Below are 21773 nucleotides of genomic sequence, written 5' to 3'. Positions count from 1 at the left end.
TCTAGCTATCTCCCCTCTAATCCCTATGAATAGTAAAGCCAGTTGCCTGCTTGGTTGCCATAATGGTCATATCAGAAATCTGCACGTGTGCAGGTTGATTTGCAACAAACAGAGTACAGTTGGCAATATCATTTGCTTGAAGAGCATCAATTCCTTGATAGACTGTCGCTGCTCTCTCTTTATCTCCATGAAAACGGACTTGGCTAAAATCAGTCTCAACGATACCGGGTTGTAAGGTAGTTACCTTGATATTTTTATCAATCGTGTCAATACGGATCCCGTCTGAAAGCACCTTGACAGCTGATTTGGTTGCAGCATAGACAGCAGCTCCTGCATAGGCGTAAATACCGGCTGTTGATCCAATATTGATAATATGACCCTCATTATTTTCAACCATTTGTGGCAATAACTGACGTGTCACAGTTAGTAATCCTTTAATATTGGTATCAATCATTGTCATCATGTCAGTCAAATCATAGTCTTGGAATTTGTCCAATCCCAATGCCAGGCCAGCATTGTTTACCAAAATATGAATTTGTCCAACTTCTTCTAAGATTTTTTGGCAATTTACAATCGTTTGTTCCATATTCGTAACATCAAATGAATGAACTGATACCTGAACATGGTATTGCTTTTCAATATCTTGCTTAATTTCTTCTAGTTTGTCCAATCTTCGTCCTGTAATGATGATATTATCACCATTAGCAGCAAACACATAAGCGATTGCTTTGCCAATGCCACTACTTGCACCTGTAATCAATACATTTCGTTTCATCACTCTGTCTCCTATTCTCTTTATTATACTACAATTTTACCTAGTTTGTTAAACTGTAGAAGTGAAAAATAAGATCCTCCGTTTTGGAGGACCTTATTTTTTAGGAAGGGGACTCATTTATTTTAGACCATCTTTAGTATAATGGCCACCTACCTCAAAGTCAAAACCTACTGAAATTGGGAATTGAATTTGAGTATTTGGTTTATTAAATAATAATTTTACATTAGAGTTAGCATACTCTTCTGGTAAGTCGATATAGAAATGGCCTTTGCTATCTTTCAGCATAGCCTGTCCTGGCCAAGCTCCCAATGGCATTTGGATTGGATTGCCATAATAGGCATAGACATTTGCCGCATCCCAGCCACCTGGATTATCAAATGTAATGCGAGTATGACCTTCAGCAACTGGATCTGGCAAAACTGCTCTATGACTACCATCTATTTCATAGACTTGGCCGAGTTCCAAATCATAACCAGGTTTATTTTGTGCTGGGTATTGAACTTTCGTATCAGGATTGCTAAAAATAACTTTTCCTCCATCAAATTCCTCGCTAAGTTCAATATAATAGCCATACTCATCTTGACTCATTTCCTGCCCTGGCCAATTACCGACAAGAGGTACGCCTTTATTGTCATAAACATAGGCATAGACCTTAGACCAGCCTTGTGAGTTGTTGAAATAAACACGGTTGGCAATTTGTTGCTCAATGGCTGGGGATTTTGTTCCTACTTCGATTACCTGTACTACTGGTTCTTTACTAACAGTTTCAGAAAGTTTTGTCTTAGAAACAAGTTGGTTGCCAATGTACTCGGAACGATAAGTAATTGTCTTCATTCCATCTTGACCTTCGACGCGAGTTACTTTCTGTCCTTTTTCAAGTTCAGGATTATCTACATACTGTGTTTCAAACAGAATTGGAAGTTCTTCACTTTCTTCTTTGAACTCACTAGCAGGTTGTTCAGGAACTAGACCGTCTTTAGAGTATGTTCCGCCTGATTTAAACTCGAAACCAACGGATTGTGGATATTGTGCCCCCTTATTGTTAGAAAAGAGTACTTTTACGCCTTCAGTCTCATATGATGTAGGAAGAGTGATGGCAAAAAGACCTGTACCAGCTTTCTCCATCTTTGTTCCTGGCCAAGCTCCCAACAATTTCTCGCCTTTGGCATTGTACATATATACAAAAACATCCGTCCATTTATCTGGATTTTCAAAGCGAATGGTTGTTTGAGTAGCTGGTTCTTCTGTTGGTTCACTAGGTACTACTTCTGCTACTTTCTTCGTGATAGTAAATATTTTCGTCACGAATTCACCAGCTGAATCTTTTGCGGATAGCGTCAAGGTTAACGATTTGCCATTTTCCAACTCCTGACCAAGTGTCAATGTATCGCCATTGTTAAAGGAAACTGCATCCCCTTCGTTGATTTGATAGGTTGCATCCGTCACTTGATTGGCTTGTAAGGTCAGTTCAATAGCATCTGCAATAGTAATTTCACTTGCTGCTTGGTCTTTTATTCCAAGCACTGCAGGTTTTATAATAGGTGTTTGAGGTTCACTTACACTGTAATCTTTTTTACTTGTGACAGTATTGCCGTTAGTATCTGCTACAGTGCACTTAATGGTATAGGTACCTGCTTCAGAAGGTGTCCATTTCACTGAAATTGTGCTCTTACCTTTTTCTGTCGCTATGAGTTGGTCATTGACATAGAATTGATAAGTATAATCTGATGAACCACCATGTGCTGTCGCTGTTAATGTTCTTTCCTGACCAGCAACCTGGTTTCCTGAAATATCAGCACCGAAGTTGACTTGAAGTGGCGTTTGGTTACCCGTAGCATTAGTTGCAGTTCCAATTTTGGCAAAAGGTACTGTGATACGGTCAATATCTTCTTTTTCAGCAGATGTACTTGGGTCGGCTGAATAACTCTCAGTTGCATTGTCAATCATGGACGGGTCAAATGGAACTGAGTCCATTGCTGATTCTCCACGAGTGGCTAAAAGCATTGCACCTACACCATTGTTGGTTAAGTAATTCTTATCAATTCCAAGTTGAGATAGAGGAATTTTCATTTCATAGAATGAATCGAAGCTGGTATCATGTTTGCCTGCTGAACCTACATAGGTTTTGTAATCTATCCAGTCAGAATTTGATGATAAAATGTCTGTGGGTGAGTCGGATTGATTCAATCCCCAGATAGTTGAATCGATATTTGTAGTCGCTAGTTTGTACTGAATTCCAGCATCTTTGAAGCCAACGCAACCATCTGTGTAGTCTGTATTTCCATCCTCATCTACAGCACTAAACATTGCAGGCGTACCTAATCCTGGTTTGCCACTCATATAAAGGAGTTTATCAACATGGGTATCAAACTCAATTCCCATTCGTTGTCCCCAGATAGATCCTCCACTCGTATTTTTATTGGACATGGATGTTGAAGATGGGTCAATTGACAAAGCTAGGATAAGCGGAACATCTAACACACGTCCTCCATCGCTTAGAGGACCATCTCCAGAACGTGCCCAGGTATCAGTAGTATTGACCATTTGCCAGCCCAGATAGAGGTTTTCATTGTCCCAAGCTGCATACAGACCAGTGGTGTCAAGAACACTATTCTCATGTCCCCCTTTCCAATGATTGGCCACATCCCAAGCAGCGCTTTGGGCAATTTTCATATCTTCTGTCCAATCACTGGCATCACCGTCAATAACAATTGTTTTTTCTTTTCCGTATCCAGTACCATTTGTGGTATAGTATGGCGTTGGCAGACTTGAAGATTGACTTGGAGTGGATGGGATTGATGAAGATTTTACAATAAATTTCTTTTCAAATGCAAAGGTTTGTTCTGTGCTACTACCATCCGATGCGTAGGCCTTTGTCTTAACAGTAATGGTTTTATTACCAACAAGACCTTCACCTAGTACCACTTCCGTACTATCCGTAAATGTTTTTATCTCACCACCATCGATTGAATAGTCACCTTTTACTGCATTTTTTAAACTCAATCTTGTTTTAGCAGTTTCAGTTGTAAAGGAACTGCCACTTGCTAGGCTTGAGAGGATTGTTGGTTCTGTTGTAGCAGGTGTTTCTGGTTCAGTAATTTGTTTCTCAACAACTTTTACAAAGCCATCACGAGAATATAGACCATTTGATTTTACTTCAAAGCCTACGCTTTGTGGATACTGGGCCCCCTGATTGTTAGTGAACAATACCTTAGCACCTTTGCTGATAAATGAATTTGGAACAGTAATAGTGTAATAGCCTGTTGAGCTATCTTTATTCAATGCCCTTCCAGGCCATTTATCGAGCAAGACAGTATCCGTTCCGCTATACATATAGGCATATACTTGATTCCAGTTTTCGGGGTTGTCAAAGTATATTGTTGTATTGGCATTCGGATCTTCTTTTGTAAAGCGATAAACGGATTGAACTTTCTGTCCTTTAGCATTTTTTGCAGATAAGGTAATCGTTACTGTTTCACCAAATTGAATTTGACTTCCAATTGTAATAACTTTTCCATTTTCAAAACTAATTGGTGCACCATTGTTTACTGAATAGGTAGCTTCACTTGTATTAGACGTTTGCAAAGTAAGATTTAATGTGTCTGTCAAAAAGCTATGGTTACCTTCTTGGTGCCCTTGGATAGACAAGGACGCTAGATTATCAAAACTTTCACCATTTGTTAATGCTAAAACAGAGCGTCTGGCAATGGAACCGTCCAATCGTCCATTCGAAACGGTGTAGGTTTTACCAGAAATTTGGTCTTTATAGGTTCCATTCGCCAATTTAGTCTCAGTATTTAAGCTTTTCTCACTGTCGGAAAGGTTTGCAATTACTGCGCCTTGAGTGCCTCGTTCAATCATGGCAACGGTTGTATCACCATTCGGGTTACGAATATATTCTGATTGACCAACCATAGCATTATGGAATTTGTTTACTGCTACAATCGTAGGGTCTTTATAAAGATTGCTACCCGCATCACCGATTTTAGTTTTTTCAGGGAAACGGACACCATTACCGCCACCAACTGGACGTGAGAAGAATAGAGGTGTACCTTTGGCGCGTGCAGTAATCATTGCCCAGCCAAGTTTCAAATCTTCATCGCTCATCCAAGCTGATTCGGATTCACTATCCGTTTTTCCGTTTGCATATGTATCGTGAGATTCGACCCAAAGTACGAGTTTAGATGGATCTACTCCTGCTTGGTAGTTGCCAAGATTTCCAGCATGGACATTTCGATTGCGGAGCATGTCTCGGATAGAATGTCCATATTGGGATGCAGTAATACTCATCATATTTGCATAATCTGCATCCCTTGACAGATTATCTTGTAAAACTTCACCGTATTGAAATTCTGAGCCGTTATTCAAGATGACATTCCAGAAATTGCTGCCGTATTGATTAGGATACTCGCCAGGTAATTCAATATGTTTTGCAGCATCGTAGCGGAAACCGTCTGCACCATCAGCAACAGCATTTTTCAAGAATTTTAATAAATACTGTTGAACTTCTGGGTTTTGGGTATTCCATTCCCAGAGCTGAAGCAGAGAGTTTTGAGTTACATCCCAACGACTTCCCCAGTTTTCAATTTTAGTATTTCCATGAGTCCATTTTGTAATGGATTTAACTTCTGAAGAGATCGCATTATAATCAGAAGTAGTATGATTCAGTACTGCATCAACTATAATTTTTATACCATACTGCTCTGCGACACGATTCATCTCGATAAATTCAGCTTCAGTCCCAAGCTGATAGTTACCAATCGTATAGGCGGTTGGTTGATAATGATAATACCATTGCTCTGTAAATTTCTTATCGCCACCATTCCCAACAACTACAGCATTAATTGGGGATGTTTGAACACTTGTATAGCCTGCTTCTTTAATGGCCGCCATATTTTCTTTGATAGCATTAAACGACCAACACCAAGCATGCAAAATAGTCCCATCTTTCATTGAAACCTGCTGGTTGGAACTTGTAACAACTGTTTCTCCGTTTACTCTTGTTACAGTAAGCGCCTGTTCAATCCCAGAGAACATGGATAATATCAGAGTGAAGCTAACCCCTTTTTTTACTAACTTAGACAGCCTTCTCTTGCATTGACTTTGATAAGTCATATAAACCTCCTAAAAAATTGTTAAAAGAAAACGCCTGCATTTCATTTTTTATATAACCTACGGCTAACGATTCTATAAATCATCATTAACGGTAGAGGAACTTTCTCTCTCCTTTCTTCTGAAATCTAGTCATTATGCACGGAATGCAAACGGTTGCAAAAAGATGGTAGCATATTTGTATGCAAAATTCAAATATGTAAAAAATGTAAAAAAGCCAGTAGTGACGCGCTTTCTCGAGATTTTAACTGGAATTTGAAGTGATTTTGATACCGCTATCTATTTTTATTGAAGGAGGAACAAAAAAACTCATCAGATTTCCGATGAGTTTGATAGGTATTAAAATAAATTAATGAGGCGCATCAGGTGCATATTAAAACGAACCTGTCTAGCATAGTAGATATTTCCACCATTTACATATAACTTCCCACCATTTAGCAAAGCCAAGGGATGAAAATAGGTATACGTTTCTTCTGTAGTATTCCCTAAGCTTGGTGCTACTACTGTTCTGGAGTATTCTTTCGCTAAAGAGAGTGTATGTTCTCCACCATGCTCAGCAATATAGTCAATATAGGCTGGACCGAAATTATACGCCTGAACTGCTGTCCAAACCTCTACTCCTTTTTCCTCAGCCAACCGTAGGTTTTCTGTCAGGTAGATAATTCCTTGCCGGATACTCTCTCTACTATCCGTGATGGTGTTAGCATAGCCAGTAGCGGACTCACTTGATTGCATGACATCTGCTTCTTGTCCCTTGGTTTCTGTGTAAATCATTGCTAGGACTAGTTCTTCATTAGCTGGTGTGTCGTTTTCTGCCAATACTTCTTGTACCATAGTTTGATAGGTCATCACTTGCTTTACTGCACTGTAGGTTTGATAGAATTTGTAACCGAGAAAAATCAGCAAAAGAAGTATCAGCGTACGTATCAGTTTTTTCATTTACTTGCTCTTTATGTCTTCAATATTTTTGATAAGAATAGAATAAGTTCCGTTGTCATTTTGAATAAACTCAACCGATTCTGCATCCTCATAGATTGCATTTGGCACAATCAACTCAATTCCGTTTGATAAAGATAGCTTCTGATTTTCAAATTTCTTAAGTTGACGGCTACTATCGATTTCATCGAAGGAAATCTTATCAGGTATGACCTCTTTCAGTTGATCGACGAAATTTAAACGAGCAGTCAGGTTGTTATCGAATAACTGATCAGCCAATTTTTCAGGTGAAAGCTCGTTATCTTCTTCCAAATTGTTGAAAATAGCTGACTTGACTTTCGATTGAAATTGAAAATCGCCTTGATGGAAATTGTCAGCAATCTTCTGTGCAGTTTGCTCCACTGCTTTGATTGATTTTTTTGCAGAAATAGCTGGTGTAACTTGCAGAAGATTATCTGAGAAATAATTGAGGAAGGCTCCATTGTGTTTGATTCTTTTCTCAATCAAATGATACTTCCGCGTTTGAAGATTGACAATCAAGGCTTCATCAGGTGCTGAACCCGCTCCAGGTAAATTATTCTGGGTGATTTTTAAAGGACTTCCGCTTTCCAGACCAACGTGGACGAGATTTTCACGCAGTGAGATTCTCAAAAAGGCAAAATGTTCAACACCATTTCGTTCAAACTCTATGAAAATGAGGTCATTGGTTTTTAAATTCTCAGAAATTGAAAATTCTTCTTTCCAGAGATTAGCAATCTTGACAGAGTTGGTCAGTAGGTCACCATCTAAATAGTCAAGAAAAGGATTGTCGGGGTTAAATTGTCCTGTTTTTGCTTCATCAGAAAAGACACGTTCAATCTTTTTACGCAAATATTCTTCTATTTTTGGGCTAACAGTCAAAAGCTGGTCGGCAAGGACCAGCTCTGTATCATCAGGACTAAATTGATGTATGATGGCTTTTTTTACAAATATATCCATTATAAACCTTCGTAAAGTGGGAATTGATCTGTCAAAGCACGCACTTCTTGACGGACTTCCTCAAGAGCGGTTTCATTTTCTGAATTTTCAAGTGCTTTGATGGTTAGTTGTGCAACCTTGCGAGCTTCCTCTACTCCAAAACCGCGAGCAGTAATGGCCGCAGAGCCAATACGGATACCGCTTGTTTTGAATGGTGAGAGTTTTTCGTAAGGAATTGAGTTTTTATTGAGAGTAATATTTACTTCATCCAAGAGATGCTGAGCAACTTTACCATTTTCAACAACTTTGGTCACGTCAACGAGGAAGAGATGGTTGTCTGTTCCACCTGTGATGACTTTAAAGTTAGGATTTGCAAGGAAGACTTCGGCCATGGCCTTGCTGTTCTCAATCACTTTCTGAGCATAGTCTTTGAAAGCTGGGTCCAAAACTTCTTTGAAAGATACGGCTTTTGCAGCAATAACATGCTCTAATGGACCACCTTGGATGCCTGGGAAGATGGCTGAGTTGATTTTCTTGATGAGCTCTTCATCATTGGTCAAAATCAAACCACCACGAGGTCCACGAAGTGTTTTGTGAGTTGTTGTTGTTGTGATATGAGCGTGTGGAACTGGGTTTGGATGGAGACCAGCAGCTACAAGACCAGCAATATGGGCCATGTCCACCATCAATTTTGCACCAACTGCATCAGCAATTTCACGGAATTTAGCAAAGTCAATTGTACGTGCATAGGCTGAAGCACCTGCTACAATCAATTTTGGCTGTACTTCTTTTGCTTGTTTTAAAATTGCATCGTAATCAAGCAAGCCAGTTTCTTCGTCAACATTGTAAGCGACAAAGTTGTAAGTTTGTCCTGAGAAGCTAACGGATGCACCGTGAGTCAAGTGACCACCTGCAGCTAAGTCCATCCCCATAACAGTGTCTCCTGGCTCAATCAAGGCCATGTAGGCAGCACAATTGGCCTGACTTCCTGAGTGTGGCTGAACGTTAGCAAATTTTGCACCGAATATTTCTTTAGCACGTTCAATAGCTAAACTTTCAACTACGTCAACGCATTCCGTACCGCCATAGTAACGACGACCTGGGTAACCTTCAGCATATTTGTTGGTCAAAATAGAACCTTGAGCTGCCATAACAGCTTTAGAAACAACGTTTTCAGACGCAATCAATTCGATATTATTTTGTTGGCGTTTTTCTTCAGCTTGGATAGCTTCCCAAACTTCTTTATCAAATTCTTTGTAGTTAACTTTGTCAAAAATCATGTGCGGTACTCCTTTGTATTGGGCTAAATGTGCTTGATAAAACGCTTCTGCATTTTATCGGAGTGATAGCCATTCTTTTCATAGAAAAGATGGGCTTGGAGACGACTTTCAGCAGAATTGAGGCGAATAAAATGGTAGCCCTCTTTCTGTGCAATTTGCTCAACAGCTTTCAGCAGGCTTGCTCCAATCCCTTGTCCTTGATGACTAGGCAAAACAGCTAGTCCGAGAATATTGAGGCCTGTATCCGAATAGAGACTTTCATAGACTTGTGCGTGAATGTAGCCTTGCACTGCGCCACTTATGTCATCTATATAGACCAATAAGATATGCCCCAATGTGCTCGTGCATCTAAAAAACTGTCGCTCAGTTTGTTCCAATGAACAATCATACCCTAAGGATTGAGCATTGATTTCTCGGATGACTACCAAGTCACCTTTCTCAATGGGACGAATCATAAAACTACCTCAAATTCTATTTCGGGAATGGCTTTCTGAATCTCTTCGCGGCTGATAGCACCTTGGCGCAAAATCCGCGCTTTCTGTCCAGAAAGGTCCAAAATCGTTGAATCAATACCTGTCAGAGCTTGGTCATCCTCAATGCCAGGCAAATCAACTGAAAATTGTGCCTGGATGTCCGAAAACTTCTTGCCACTTTCTTGTCCTGAAACATTAGCTGATGGTCCAATAAGTGGGCCAGTCTCTGAAATCAAACGTAAGGTTTGTTCGTGATTGGGAAGACGAAATCCAACAGTATCCAGACCAGAATTAACCCAAAAAGGAACGTTATCGTTCGCTTTCAGGATAATCGTTAGTGGTCCTGGCATAAATCTATTATACAGTTTTTCCAGATAATGGGGTGGATTTTGACTGAAAAAATAAATATCGTTCAGATTTGAGACGTTTAAGTTCATTGCCTTATCCCTCGGCCGCTGTTTCAACTGATAGACGCGATTGACTGCATCTTCATTCAAGGCTTGGGCAAAAAGCCCATAGACTGTTTCAGTTGGAAGGATAACAGCACCACCATTTTCAAGAATTATTCGGAGTTTATCCATTGTCATCCGCGACGACCTTTCTATCTTGACCAAATTGGTCTTTGAGGACTCGAATTCGCTTTTTTGGAAAATGCAGAGCGAGTAAGTCGGTTAGGTCTTGCCCTTGCTTGTAGCCAATTTCAAAGTAGAGTTTTCCGTTTTCCTTCAAAAAGGCGCCTGCTTGCTCCGCAATTTGTCTATAAATAGCCAGTCCATCTTCTTCCGCAAATAAGGCCAGATGTGGCTCAGAAGTCAATACATTGAGTCCAACTTCATCTGTGTCATCTGGTGAGATGTAGGGCGGATTGGAAACAATGATGTCAAAATGCCCTGTCACTGCTTGCAAGACATCCGATTCTAGAAAGTGAACAGAGACTTGGTTGGTTCTTGCATTTTCCTGAGCCACTGCTAGGGCATCCTTTGAAATATCAACCGCAACCACTTCCCAATCAGGTCTAGCTTTTGCAAGGGAAATAGCTATGGCACCGCTTCCTGTACCGATGTCTAAGATACGCAAACCTGCTCTGCTATTTTCCTGCAAAATCAAATCAACTAATTCTTCCGTTTCAGGTCTTGGAATCAAGACTCGCTCATCCACTGCAAACTCCAAGCCATGAAAATCAGCCTTGCCGATAATGTACTGGGCAGGTCGGTGTTGGGAAAGTTGCTGAAAAATCGCATCAATCTCTTCTTTGTCAGTCGGTGTAACTTCCTGACGGAGCAGGAGGAGAAATTCCGTAAAGTTCAATCCCTTTAAGCCACGAAAGGTGAAGGACAGGGATTCTGCCTCTTCACCGATTGCGACTAATTGTTCTTCGTATGCTGCAAATAATTGAGCGTAATTCATTATTTGTTAAGCTCTTCTAGTTTTTGCGTCTGATCGTAAAGTACAAGAGCATCTACGACTTCGTCCATCTTACCTGACAAGATAGTATCCAGCTTTTGCAAGGTCAAGCCGATACGGTGGTCTGTCACACGGTTTTGTGGGAAGTTGTAAGTACGGATACGCTCTGAACGGTCACCAGTACCAATGGTTGATTTACGCTCTGCATCCTGCTCATCTTGGGCAATCTGTGCAAAGTGGTCCGCAACACGGGCACGGATGATCTTCATGGCCTTTTCACGGTTTTTCTGCTGGGTCCGTTCTTCCTGCATTTCTACTTTGATGTTGGTTGGCAAGTGAACGATACGCACGGCAGTTGCAACCTTGTTGACGTTCTGTCCACCAGCACCAGATGCGTGGTAAATATCGACACGAAGATCTTTTGGATCGATGTCGTATTCCACTTCTTCCACTTCTGGCATGATGAGAACGGTTGCTGTTGAGGTGTGGACACGACCTTGGCTTTCTGTCACAGGGACACGTTGGACACGGTGAGCTCCTGATTCATACTTGAGTTTTGAATAAACGGATTGACCAGAGACCATGGCAACCACTTCCTTGATACCGCCGACACCATTGTAAGAAGCCTCCATGACTTCAAAACGCCAGCCTTGACCTTCTGCATACTTTTGATACATGGTCAAAAGGTCTCCAGCAAAGAGGGCAGCTTCATCACCACCTGCGGCACCACGGATTTCCAAGATGATGTTTTTGTCATCGTTAGGGTCTTTTGGTAAAAGAAGGATTTTCAGCTTTTCTTCGTAAGCCTCTTTGTCAGCTTTAGCTTGTTTGAGTTCTTCCTTAGCCATTTCCTCCAAATCAGCATCCCCAGAAGATTCTTTAATCATCTCTTCTGCATCGACAATGTTTTGAAGTACAGTCTTATATTCGCGGTAGGCTGTTACTGTATCACGAGTTGCAGCTTCTTCCTTAGACAACTCCATAAAACGCTTGGTATCGCTGACCACATCAGGGTCAGACAACAATTCACCAAGTTCCTCATAGCGGTCCTCCACCGCCTGTAATTGATCATAGATGTTCATAATTATAAGATATTAAGGGCGTTAAACGAACAAAGCAAAAATAGGAGTTTTGACGAAGGACAAAAGCGTCCTAGGAAAAACTATCTTTTTTGCACAGTTCGTAGCCCGTATTCAATTCCTTTCTAAATATTTGACCGAACACTTCCAGTTAGCTTGTAGGGCGTGTTCATTTCCTTTCTGTAATATGTAAGTCATGAAAATTGGCACAGAGTCATAGGCAAATTCAGTTCTATATAGATGCTCGGTTTACAGCCACTTCTCATTTCATTTTCAAAAATTAGGGTAAATCTTTAATTTCTGGTGAAAAATAATGTTTGCGACAGACAGGAATGTAGGTTTCATTGCCACCAATTTGGATTTGTTCTCCTTCATAAGTAGGTTTTCCATCCTGCGTTCTCAAAACCATTGTCGCTTTTTTAGAACAATATTGGCAGATTGTTTTGATTTCATCTAATTTATCAGCCAATAAGAGCAAATGTTGGGAACCTTCAAACAGTTCATTTCGGAAATCATTTTTAAGACCGAAAGCCATAACGGGCACATCTAATTCATCGACTACGCGAGCAAGTGCGTAGACATGATGACGTCGAAGAAATTGTGCTTCATCAATGAGAACACAGTAAGGACGCGGTTCCATTTTTTCAATAAAACCAAAGATATCCATATCATCGTCAATCGCCACTGCATCTCTTCTCATGCCTATACGACTGGATACAACACCAAAGGCATCACGAGTATCAAGTGCAGATGTCATGATAACAACAGGTTTTCCTTGTTCTTCATAGTTGTGGGCAACCTTCAAAATCTCAATGGTTTTTCCTGAATTCATTGTCCCATATTTATAATATAATTGAGCCACTTTTCTCTTTCCAATCTTAAATTTTCACTCTTTCCATTTTATCATAAAATGGTCCTTATGGAAATAGAAAAACAAGCCCGTTTTGAGCTTGTTTGATATTAAGACCAGGGGAATGATAAGAAATTTCCGACACACTCAAAAATGATTTTAGCTGCCGTTGGTTTCCACTTGTAGAGCATAACACAACCATATATTAGGCTGTAAAAAGAAAATGCAAGAAACAAAGGTCCTTCCCAGATACTCTTGGCAAAAACGGTTGCTACTAGATACAAACATAATCCAGCGAGTAGGAACGATAAAATCATACGGTATTTATAGGCCATGAGTAATCCCTCCTTTAAGGATAGTGTAGCAAACAATGTAAACGCTGTCAATGTTTTTCTTACTCACACCCAACTCCATCTCCATCACGGTCTAAATGACTACCGTAACCTGGTTCTCCGCGATAGATTGGTGCAGCTCCTGCTTGTCTAACTGCCTTACAATTTGGATAATATGTGTTTTGAGATGGTGTAGCAGCAAATTGCTGAACTTGGCTTTGTGCTTCTGCTTCTGCAACTTTTTTCGCTTCGGCGGCGAGACGTTCTTCCTCCTCTTTACGTGCTTTCTCAGCAATAGCTTTTTCAGCATTCCAATATTTGATAATGACTTTGCTATCTTTTTTGATGACCTTATCATTCATCTCGTTAAAAGATTTTCCATCAATCTCGACCGCAATGATTTGTCCATTTTTAGCAATTTCATTGGTCTCTGTTGCTACTTCAGATACTTGAGAAAAACCACCGTCAGTAAACAATTTTTTAGTATCTGCAGCTGTTTTTGTTGAAATGGATGATGGCAGTTCAGCGAAGCTAGAGAAATCGTAGTAGGTGATTACAATGGGGGTTGATTTTTTGCTGATAATCTCCTGTTTGGTGGGCAACTGAAGCTCTGCGCCACCTAGACTAATTTTTTGAATTTTTTCGTGCTTTGCTTTATCCTTATCCGCAACAGCAGTCCACTTGATGTCTGTAAATCCTGCTGTTGTTAGTTGTTTTTCGAGCTCTGGTTTTGTTTTAGCCTCTGCTAGATTTTTTGGTAGTTTGATGTTATCTTTGCTAACGTCAAAATAGGTTAATGTAACAGGGAGACTAGTAGAGTAAAAATGATTGGATTGATAGGTGTGATTTCCGATTTGAAGGCGATCAATTTTATCTTTTTTGTCCGCATTGCCTTCTTCTACTAGCAGAACAGGAGTTAGTTCGACTTGTTTAAAACCTGAATCTTTCAGCTCTTTCTCGACATCTGCTAAATTTTTAGAAGCTGGTAGTTTGAATTCAACGGCATCTTTTTTGGGAACATGGTAGGAGATTGTAATTGGGATGTTTTTTTAAGCACGTCCTTCCTTCCAATCTTCTCCGTCAACAGAGACGAGTTCGACGAGATCGCTTTCCCCTATTTTTCCAAATTCTAAATCAGTAATTTCCACCCCCTGAATATTTTTAAAACCTGCTTCTTGAAGATGTTTTACGACTGTTACATACTGTTGTCCATAAAGGTCATCTTTTTTCGGAAGCTCAGCAGTCATTAGTTGTGAACCGATAAATGTTGTAAGTAGGACACCACCAGTTATTCCTGCTGTTTTCCGATTAAGAAACTTTCTAGATTTTTTTATTGACGTTTCGCTAACTATCTGAGTTGCTTTTTTCTTAAACATAAATCATTCTCCTTATTGTTGATCGCGATATTATTATAACAAAATATAAATATATTTTGCAATACATTATGAAAATATCCTTGGAGAATCATAAAAACTATGGTACAATAAACGAAAAATAAAGGAGGAAATATATGCCATTTGTACGTATTGATTTGTTTGAAGGACGCACAGAAGAACAAAAGATTGCCTTAGCACGTGAAGTTACCGAAGTTGTATCTCGTAATACTAATGCGCCAAAAGAAGCCATTCATGTCTTCATCAATGATATGCCTGAAGGGACTTACTACCCACAAGGTGAAATGAAACGTAAATAAGAGAAAACACTCTTGCACAATGCAGGAGTGTTTCTTTGTATCAAGATTATTTCTTATCATCTTCATCCATGCTGAGAACGCTGAGGAAGGCTTCTTGTGGCACTTCTACCGATCCGATTGCCTTCATCCGTTTCTTACCGGCTTTTTGTTTTTCTAGGAGTTTGCGTTTACGGGAAACGTCACCACCATAACACTTGGCCAAAACGTTTTTGCGAAGGGCCTTGATGTCGCTACGGGCCACGATTTTCTGACCGATAGCAGCTTGGATTGGCACTTCAAACTGTTGACGAGGAATGATTTTCTTGAGTTTGTCCACGATGATTTTCCCACGTTCATAGGCAAATTCCTTGTGGACGATAAAGCTGAGAGCATCGACCTTATCCCCATTGAGGAGAATATCCATTTTCACCAACTTGGATGAACGGTATTCAGAAATCTCATAGTCGAAGCTGGCATAACCACGAGTGGATGACTTAAGCTTGTCAAAGAAGTCAAAGACAATCTCCGCAAGTGGAATTTGGTAGATAACATTGACACGGTTATCATCAATATAATCCATAGTCACAAAGTCACCACGTTTCCGCTGAGCCAATTCCATGACTGCACCGACGTATTCCTGCGGTACCATAATTTGCGCTTTAACGTAAGGCTCTTCGATAGTTGCAATCTTTGTTGGGTCTGGGAACTCAGATGGGTTGGCTACATCAATCATTTCACCGTCTGTCATGTTGACATGGTAGACTACCGACGGTGCTGTCATGATGAGGTCAATGTTAAACTCCCGCTCAATCCGTTCTTGAATAACATCCATGTGCAAGAGGCCCAAGAAACCACAACGGAAACCAAAGCCGAGGGCCTGCGATGTTTCAGGTTCGAACTGCAAGCTGGCATCGTTGAGCTGGAGCTTTTCCAAGGCTTCACGGAGGTCATTGTACTTGTTGGAATCAATTGGATAGATACCCGCAAAGACCATTGGGTTCATCTGTTTGTAGCCTGAGAGTGGCTCACTAGCTGGATTGTCCGCTAAGGTTACTGTATCACCGACACGGGTATCAGCTACAGTCTTGATAGAAGCTGCGATATAGCCAACATCTCCAACTGCTAGGAAATCACGACCAATGGCTTTTGGTGTGAAAATTCCGACTTCTGTTACATCAAAAGTCTTGCCGTTGCTCATCATCTGGATGGTATCACCTGGCTTCACGACACCATTGACGATACGAACTTGGAGGATAACCCCACGATAAGGGTCATAGACAGAGTCAAAAATCAATGCTTGCAAAGGAGCTTCGACATCACCAGTCGGTGCTGGAACCTTCTCCACGATCTGTTCCAAGATTTCCTCGATACCAATACCAGCCTTGGCTGATGTCGGTACTGCTTCTGAAGCATCCAAACCAATCACATCTTCGATTTCCTGACGAATACGCTCTGGGTCTGCTGCTGGCAGGTCAATCTTGTTAATGATTGGCAAGATTTCCAAATCATTGTCCAAGGCTAGATAAACGTTAGCCAAGGTCTGTGCTTCAATCCCTTGAGCAGCATCCACCACCAGAATCGCACCCTCACAGGCCGCAAGAGAACGTGATACTTCATAGGTAAAGTCCACGTGTCCTGGTGTGTCAATCAAGTGGAAAATATAAGTCTCTCCATCTTTAGCTGTATAGTTGAGTTCGATAGCATTCAGTTTAATAGTGATACCACGCTCACGCTCCAAATCCATACTATCAAGCAACTGAGCTTGCATTTCACGGCTGGAAACTGTTTCTGTCTTCTCAAGAATACGGTCAGCCAAGGTTGATTTACCATGGTCGATGTGGGCAATAATGGAGAAATTACGAATTTTCTCCTGTCGTTTTTTCAAATCTTCTAAATTCATGTTTCTTCCTCTACAAGGGTATTACTCTTTATTATATCAGAAATACCAAGAACTTGCCATAAGAAAAACGGGAGTGGGAAAGAACTCCTGCATTCATAGAAGAGTTCGTCTTCCCACCCCCGCACAGTTGATTAGGACAGATTTGGAGTGTGAAACACGAACAAATCTGCCAATCAACCACTGCGCTGAGATGTTGACACAAACTTTGAGTAGGATTGCTGTGGTTGAACTGCTCTGCTATTTTCCCAGCCAAAGACCGATCTCGCGTTCGGCTGCTTCTGCACTATCTGAACCATGAACGACATTTGCCACAATTCCCTCAACGGGCGCTGTCGCAAAATCTCCACGAATAGTCCCAGGTAGGGCGTTTACTGGATTGGTAGCTCCCATCATATCTCGCCAAGATTTGATAACTTCTGGCCCTTCTATAATGCCAGCTATCATCGGCCCGCTCGTCATATATTGTACTAATTGCGGGAAGAAAGGTTTATCTGTCAAATGTTCATAATGTTGACTGATTAGCTCTTCAGTCGCTGTAACCATTTTTAAATCTTGGATTTGAAATCCCCTGCGTTCGATACGTGAAAGAATTTGTCCTGCAAGTCCACGCTTAAGAGCATCTGGTTTGATGATGAAGAAAGTACGTTCCATGATTTTTCTCCTGAACTGTTTATTAGATGTTACTTAAGATAGCATCCCATGCCTGATCGTATCCGTGACGAGTCTCAGAAGAAAAGATAACGAATTGATCATTTTTATCAAAATCCAATTTCTTTTTAATCATCGATTCGTGTTTATTCCACTTTCCTCGTGGGATTTTATCAGCCTTCGTTGCCACAATAATAACAGGAATTTCATAATATTTCAAGAAATCATACATTTGAACATCATCTGCTGATGGCTCATGACGCATGTCTACTAAACTCACCACAACACGTAGATTTTCTCGTGTCGTCAAATACTCTTCGATCATTTTGCCCCACTTAGCACGCTCAGTTTTGGATACTTTAGCATAGCCATAACCTGGAACATCTACGAATCGAATTTTATCATCTATATTATAAAAATTGAGTTGTTGAGTCTTTCCTGGTTTTCCTGACGTACGTGCAAGATTTTTTCTTCCTAGAAGAGTATTGATAAATGAGGACTTTCCAACGTTAGATCGCCCGGCAAGGGCAATTTCTGGAATGTCATCGCCAGGATACTGGGCTTTTGAAACAGCACTGAGCAAAATCTCAGCATTATGTGTGTTGATTTGCATTTTATACCTTTCATAAATAAGGGTAGAAATCAATCAGTTTCTACCCTTTATTTTTAAGCAGTTTCTAGTAAAGGCTTTTCCTTACCGTCTACTGCTGCTTTTGTTACACGAACACGTTTAACGTTATCTTGGCCTGGCACCTCAAACATGACATCCAACATCGTTTCTTCAATGATGGAACGAAGTCCACGAGCACCAGTTTTTCGTTCGATGGCTTTTTCGGCAATCGCTTGAAGTGCGTCTTGGTCAAATTCCAATTCCACATCATCGTAAGAAAGAAGGGTCTGATATTGTTTCACAAGGGCATTTTTAGGTTCTGTCAAAATGCGCACCAAATCTTCAGTGGTCAACTGATCGAGAGCAGCAAAGACAGGTAAGCGACCGATCAATTCTGGAATAATGCCGAATTTTTGAATATCGTCTGAGATAATGTGCTGCATGTAGGATTCTTTCTCATCGATTGCACGATTGTTTTGACCGAATCCGATAATTTTTTCACCTAAACGCTGCTTCACAATCTCTTCAATCCCATCGAAGGCACCGCCGACAATAAACAGAATGTTCTTAGTGTCAACATGAATCATTTCTTGGTTTGGATGCTTACGGCCGCCTTGTGGTGGTACACTAGCAACTGTCCCCTCGATGATTTTCAATAATGCCTGCTGAACACCTTCACCTGAGACATCACGAGTAATGGAAACATTCTCACCTTTTTTAGCAATCTTATCGATTTCATCGACATAGATAATGCCTCGTTCTGCGCGGTCGATATTAAAATCCGCCGCCTGCAAGAGTTTGAGAAGGATATTTTCAACGTCTTCACCCACATAACCAGCTTCAGTAAGAGCGGTTGCGTCCGCAATGGCAAATGGGACATTCAGACTTTTAGCCAAGGTTTGAGCCAAGAAGGTCTTACCAGAACCTGTTGGACCAATCATGAGAATATTTGATTTTTGCAAATCAACATCGTTCTCATCACGGCTATCTTGGAAATTGATACGTTTGTAGTGGTTGTAAACGGCTACTGCTAAAGCACGTTTTGCACGATCCTGTCCGATGACGTAGTTGTTCAGGATATTGAGTAATTCTTGTGGCTTTGGCGTATCGGCCAAGTCTGTCAAAACTTCTTCTGCCAGTTCCTCACGAATGATTTCCTGTGCTAGTTCCACGCACTCATTACAAATGAAGACATTGTTCCCTGCGATAATTTTTTTAACTTCTTCTTGATTTTTTCCGCAAAATGAGCAATAGATTAGCTCATGTGTATGCTTAACTGCCATGTGTTTCCTCTTTCATATCTCTTATCTAAATAAAAATCCATAAATGGCGTGAATACTATTGACCAGATTGGTAAAAGCATTCAGTAAAAATAAAATTGCTAAACCAAAACGTTTCTTCCGAAAGGCTTGAATCGCACAAAGAACACAAATCCCACAGAGAAATGCTGTAAATAAACCGAATAAACTTCTCTCCATGCCTAACCATCTCTTCTTTCATAGGTTTTTATTGTAAAATCATACGGGTTTTTCTCGTCTTTTGGACGTAAATTGGCGCTTTGTAGCTGAAATTTCTCCATAGGAAATGCTTTCGGAAAATACACATCGCCATTAAATTGACCGTGAATATCTGTCACTATTAATGTTTCAATGTAAGGTGCAAAGGCAGTAAAAATTTGTCCCCCACCAAGCACAAATAGTGTCTGCTCCTGTTTGTTATACCAATCTAGGACATCTTCCACACTGTGTAAAATGGTAACACGTTCACTCTCTAGTTGATAGGACTTATCGGTCGTCAAAACAATTGTGTGACGATTTGGGAGAGCACGCTTACCCATGCCATCAAAAGTCACACGCCCCATTACCATAGTATGACCAGTGGTCGTTTCTTTAAAATGAGCCCAGTCTGCAGGTAAATACCATGGAAGTCTATCCCCTTTTCCAATCAATCCATTTTCATCTTGTGCCCAAATTGCAACTATCTTCTTTGTCATTTTCTCTCACTTTCCGTCCTATCATTCTATCAAAAAAACATGAAAAATGCACTTACCAAGTAGGTCTAGTGCAAATTTTTATCATGCTGAAACTATCACCGACTCCTCAGTGATAGGGAAGATTCCGAGATTCGTAGAATGTGACTCTCACTGGTGCTGGAAAGCCCCCTCATCTTAAATCGCCAAGTCAAATTTGAGTTGCGGTTTAACTGGATTGTAGTCCACCAACTCAAAATCTTCTGCTTTAATATCAAAAAAGTTTGTTCCGTCTGGGACGTTCAAGACCAAACGAGGCTCTACTTCAGATGGTGTACGACGGAGCAATTCTTCAGCTTGTTCAAACTGATTGTCATAGATGTGAAGATTGTTGATGAAATAGAAAAACTTCCCAAGCTTCCACCCAAAATGTTTAGCAATCATCATCTGAAGGGCTACATACTGCATAGCGTTGATATGATGGGCTACTAGCATATCATTTGACCGCTGAGTTAGAGTTGCATCCAGGTAAATCTCCCCATCCACTCGTCGAACGTCAAACATAGTCTGAAAGGCACATGGCAAGAGACCTGCAGATTGGTCAAACGCTTCATAATCCCACAAAGAAATCACATTGCGGCGATTCCATGGATTTTCCTCCAATTGCTTGAGGATTTTTGAAATGATGTCATGTTTTTTCACAATAGCACCGTAACGTTCACCGATTGTACCAGTTCCCTCAACTTCCCAGTCATTCCAATATTGGACACCGTATTTTTCCTGTAAAACCGACAAATCATTGGTCTGGTCTTGGTAAATCCAGAGAATTTCTTTGATGGCCGACTTAATTGGAATAGGTCTAAGTGTTGTAATAGGAAACTCCCCCTTAGACAAATCATATTCAGCAAAGGCACCTGTAACGTACTTGGAATTAGCTACATTTCCATCCTTGTAACGTGGGCGAGCATTTTCTGAAAAAACGCCCTCTTCCATAATCTTACGAATGTTTTCTTTAAAAATACTATCTGCTTTTGTCATGGTTTTAGTATAGCAAATTCTAGCAAAAAACTCCAGTTTTGAACTGGAGTCCTCATTTATAGAGCAAGGGGTATAGGTTGAGCTGATAGAGACCTGCTAGGGCAGTTACTAGGCTGAACAATATAAAATACAAGGCAACCAAGAGAACACTCAACAATATCTGACGAACATTTTTAGTGTAAATAGCCGTTGGTAAACTAGCGAGACCGAAAAAGGGAATGATGAAAAATGTTAGTTTAAAATTCACATTTACAATATCAAACCATTGGCCTATTGGTAAAAATAGCATGACGATGAGAAAAATTGCGATACCATACAAAACTAGATTTAATCTTTTTAGTAAAGTCAGGTTCATAACTGCTCCTTCTAGGGACCAAATATAAAGTAGCCAATACCGAATATCAGAGGAAATGAGATCATTAAGAAGATACTAATCAAACCAGTCCACAATTTTTTATAATAGATAGATAGTATAAGAATTAGAGTCCCCAGTAGAGGGAGAATTAACATGGTCGCCACGTTTCCCCAGCTAGACGGGAAGAACCAATCACGAATCCAGTTATCAAGGAAAAAGGCAGATAGCAAAATCAATAGACCAAGAATGGTCAGATAATTTGTTACTTTTGACATATTTACTTGTTTCATGGACCAACACTCCTTTCTTCACTATTATTGTACGCATAAATACAACATTTTTCAAATATATGTATATAAAGAAATTGTGACAACGGATTTGAA

Annotated in this window: 21 protein-coding genes; 1 reads left to right on the top strand and 20 read right to left on the bottom strand. The window is 40.4% G+C overall.

Features of this window, described 5'->3' with window-relative positions:
* Positions 1 to 16 precede the first annotated feature (16 nt).
* The 12 genes from ODU46_RS05485 to ODU46_RS05430 all read right to left on the bottom strand — a co-directional run bounded on the left by ODU46_RS05485 (position 17) and on the right by ODU46_RS05430 (position 14574).
* Positions 17 to 775, bottom strand: a complete 759-nt coding sequence (locus ODU46_RS05485; protein ID WP_015646851.1) for an SDR family NAD(P)-dependent oxidoreductase — start codon at positions 773 to 775, stop codon at positions 17 to 19.
* A gap of 117 nt (positions 776 to 892) precedes the next feature.
* Positions 893 to 5890, bottom strand: a complete 4998-nt coding sequence (locus ODU46_RS05480) for a starch-binding protein (protein WP_398579359.1) — start codon at positions 5888 to 5890, stop codon at positions 893 to 895.
* A gap of 336 nt (positions 5891 to 6226) precedes the next feature.
* A complete protein-coding gene (locus tag ODU46_RS05475) occupies positions 6227 to 6826 on the bottom strand; it encodes a lysozyme family protein (RefSeq protein ID WP_002934990.1) in 600 nt (199 codons plus the stop codon).
* Positions 6827 to 7801, bottom strand: coding sequence for a nucleoid-associated protein (locus tag ODU46_RS05470; protein ID WP_114866487.1), 975 nt, complete (start codon positions 7799 to 7801; stop codon positions 6827 to 6829).
* The gene (gene glyA / locus ODU46_RS05465; RefSeq protein ID WP_114866488.1) at positions 7801 to 9060 is read right to left on the bottom strand and encodes a serine hydroxymethyltransferase; all 1260 of its coding nucleotides are present in this window, start codon (positions 9058 to 9060) and stop codon (positions 7801 to 7803) included. The genes ODU46_RS05470 and glyA overlap by 1 nt, the downstream gene beginning before the upstream one ends.
* Before the next feature lie 23 nt (positions 9061 to 9083).
* Positions 9084 to 9515: a GNAT family N-acetyltransferase gene (locus ODU46_RS05460; protein WP_015646854.1), complete on the bottom strand. Its 432-nt coding sequence runs from the start codon at positions 9513 to 9515 to the stop codon at positions 9084 to 9086.
* Entirely contained in the window at positions 9512 to 10120 is a 609-nt protein-coding gene (locus ODU46_RS05455; RefSeq protein WP_395327527.1) for an L-threonylcarbamoyladenylate synthase, read from the bottom strand. The genes ODU46_RS05460 and ODU46_RS05455 overlap by 4 nt, the downstream gene beginning before the upstream one ends.
* Positions 10107 to 10940: a peptide chain release factor N(5)-glutamine methyltransferase gene (gene prmC, locus ODU46_RS05450; protein ID WP_398579358.1), complete on the bottom strand. Its 834-nt coding sequence runs from the start codon at positions 10938 to 10940 to the stop codon at positions 10107 to 10109. The genes ODU46_RS05455 and prmC overlap by 14 nt, the downstream gene beginning before the upstream one ends.
* The gene (gene prfA / locus ODU46_RS05445; RefSeq protein WP_015646857.1) at positions 10940 to 12019 is read right to left on the bottom strand and encodes a peptide chain release factor 1; all 1080 of its coding nucleotides are present in this window, start codon (positions 12017 to 12019) and stop codon (positions 10940 to 10942) included. The genes prmC and prfA overlap by 1 nt, the downstream gene beginning before the upstream one ends.
* Positions 12020 to 12296: 277 nt before the next feature.
* Entirely contained in the window at positions 12297 to 12878 is a 582-nt protein-coding gene (locus ODU46_RS05440; protein ID WP_012028098.1) for a thymidine kinase, read from the bottom strand.
* Positions 12879 to 13260: 382 nt separating this feature from the next.
* Positions 13261 to 13800, bottom strand: a complete 540-nt coding sequence (locus ODU46_RS05435) for an excalibur calcium-binding domain-containing protein (protein WP_398579357.1) — start codon at positions 13798 to 13800, stop codon at positions 13261 to 13263.
* A gap of 447 nt (positions 13801 to 14247) precedes the next feature.
* Positions 14248 to 14574 carry a hypothetical protein gene (locus tag ODU46_RS05430; protein ID WP_398579356.1) on the bottom strand — a complete coding sequence of 109 codons (327 nt, stop codon included), beginning with the start codon at positions 14572 to 14574 and terminating at the stop codon, positions 14248 to 14250.
* 134 nt (positions 14575 to 14708) lie between these two features.
* Between ODU46_RS05430 and ODU46_RS05425 the strand changes: the two genes are divergently transcribed.
* Positions 14709 to 14891 (top strand): 4-oxalocrotonate tautomerase, encoded by a 183-nt coding sequence (locus ODU46_RS05425; RefSeq protein WP_002934978.1) that lies wholly within the window; start codon positions 14709 to 14711, stop codon positions 14889 to 14891.
* A gap of 46 nt (positions 14892 to 14937) precedes the next feature.
* Here the strand turns inward: ODU46_RS05425 and lepA are convergent, their stop codons facing one another.
* The 8 genes from lepA to ODU46_RS05385 all read right to left on the bottom strand — a co-directional run bounded on the left by lepA (position 14938) and on the right by ODU46_RS05385 (position 21680).
* Positions 14938 to 16770, bottom strand: a complete 1833-nt coding sequence (lepA, locus tag ODU46_RS05420) for a translation elongation factor 4 (protein WP_398579355.1) — start codon at positions 16768 to 16770, stop codon at positions 14938 to 14940.
* A gap of 237 nt (positions 16771 to 17007) precedes the next feature.
* A complete protein-coding gene (ndk, locus tag ODU46_RS05415; protein WP_024413632.1) occupies positions 17008 to 17421 on the bottom strand; it encodes a nucleoside-diphosphate kinase in 414 nt (137 codons plus the stop codon).
* Positions 17422 to 17443: 22 nt separating this feature from the next.
* Complete coding sequence (yihA, locus tag ODU46_RS05410; protein ID WP_014637952.1) at positions 17444 to 18031, bottom strand: ribosome biogenesis GTP-binding protein YihA/YsxC; 588 nt, start codon at positions 18029 to 18031, stop codon at positions 17444 to 17446.
* A 53-nt stretch (positions 18032 to 18084) separates the two neighbouring features.
* A complete protein-coding gene (gene clpX / locus ODU46_RS05405) occupies positions 18085 to 19311 on the bottom strand; it encodes an ATP-dependent Clp protease ATP-binding subunit ClpX (protein ID WP_398579354.1) in 1227 nt (408 codons plus the stop codon).
* A 197-nt stretch (positions 19312 to 19508) separates the two neighbouring features.
* On the bottom strand, positions 19509 to 20021 hold the full coding sequence (locus ODU46_RS05400) for a dihydrofolate reductase (RefSeq protein ID WP_105154151.1): 513 nt from the start codon (positions 20019 to 20021) through the stop codon (positions 19509 to 19511).
* Positions 20022 to 20195: 174 nt separating this feature from the next.
* Positions 20196 to 21035: a thymidylate synthase gene (locus ODU46_RS05395; RefSeq protein WP_398579353.1), complete on the bottom strand. Its 840-nt coding sequence runs from the start codon at positions 21033 to 21035 to the stop codon at positions 20196 to 20198.
* 52 nt (positions 21036 to 21087) lie between these two features.
* Positions 21088 to 21390, bottom strand: a complete 303-nt coding sequence (locus ODU46_RS05390; RefSeq protein WP_253216012.1) for a hypothetical protein — start codon at positions 21388 to 21390, stop codon at positions 21088 to 21090.
* Positions 21391 to 21401: 11 nt separating this feature from the next.
* On the bottom strand, positions 21402 to 21680 hold the full coding sequence (locus ODU46_RS05385) for a hypothetical protein (protein ID WP_253216011.1): 279 nt from the start codon (positions 21678 to 21680) through the stop codon (positions 21402 to 21404).
* Between the last annotated feature and the right edge of the window lie 93 nt (positions 21681 to 21773).

The sequence above is a fragment of the Streptococcus sp. 2020WUSS089 genome (genome assembly GCF_044427405.1).
GTDB classification, from domain to species: Bacteria; Bacillota; Bacilli; order Lactobacillales; family Streptococcaceae; genus Streptococcus; species Streptococcus hashimotonensis.
This window is presented reverse-complemented; position numbering and strand designations above follow the sequence as displayed.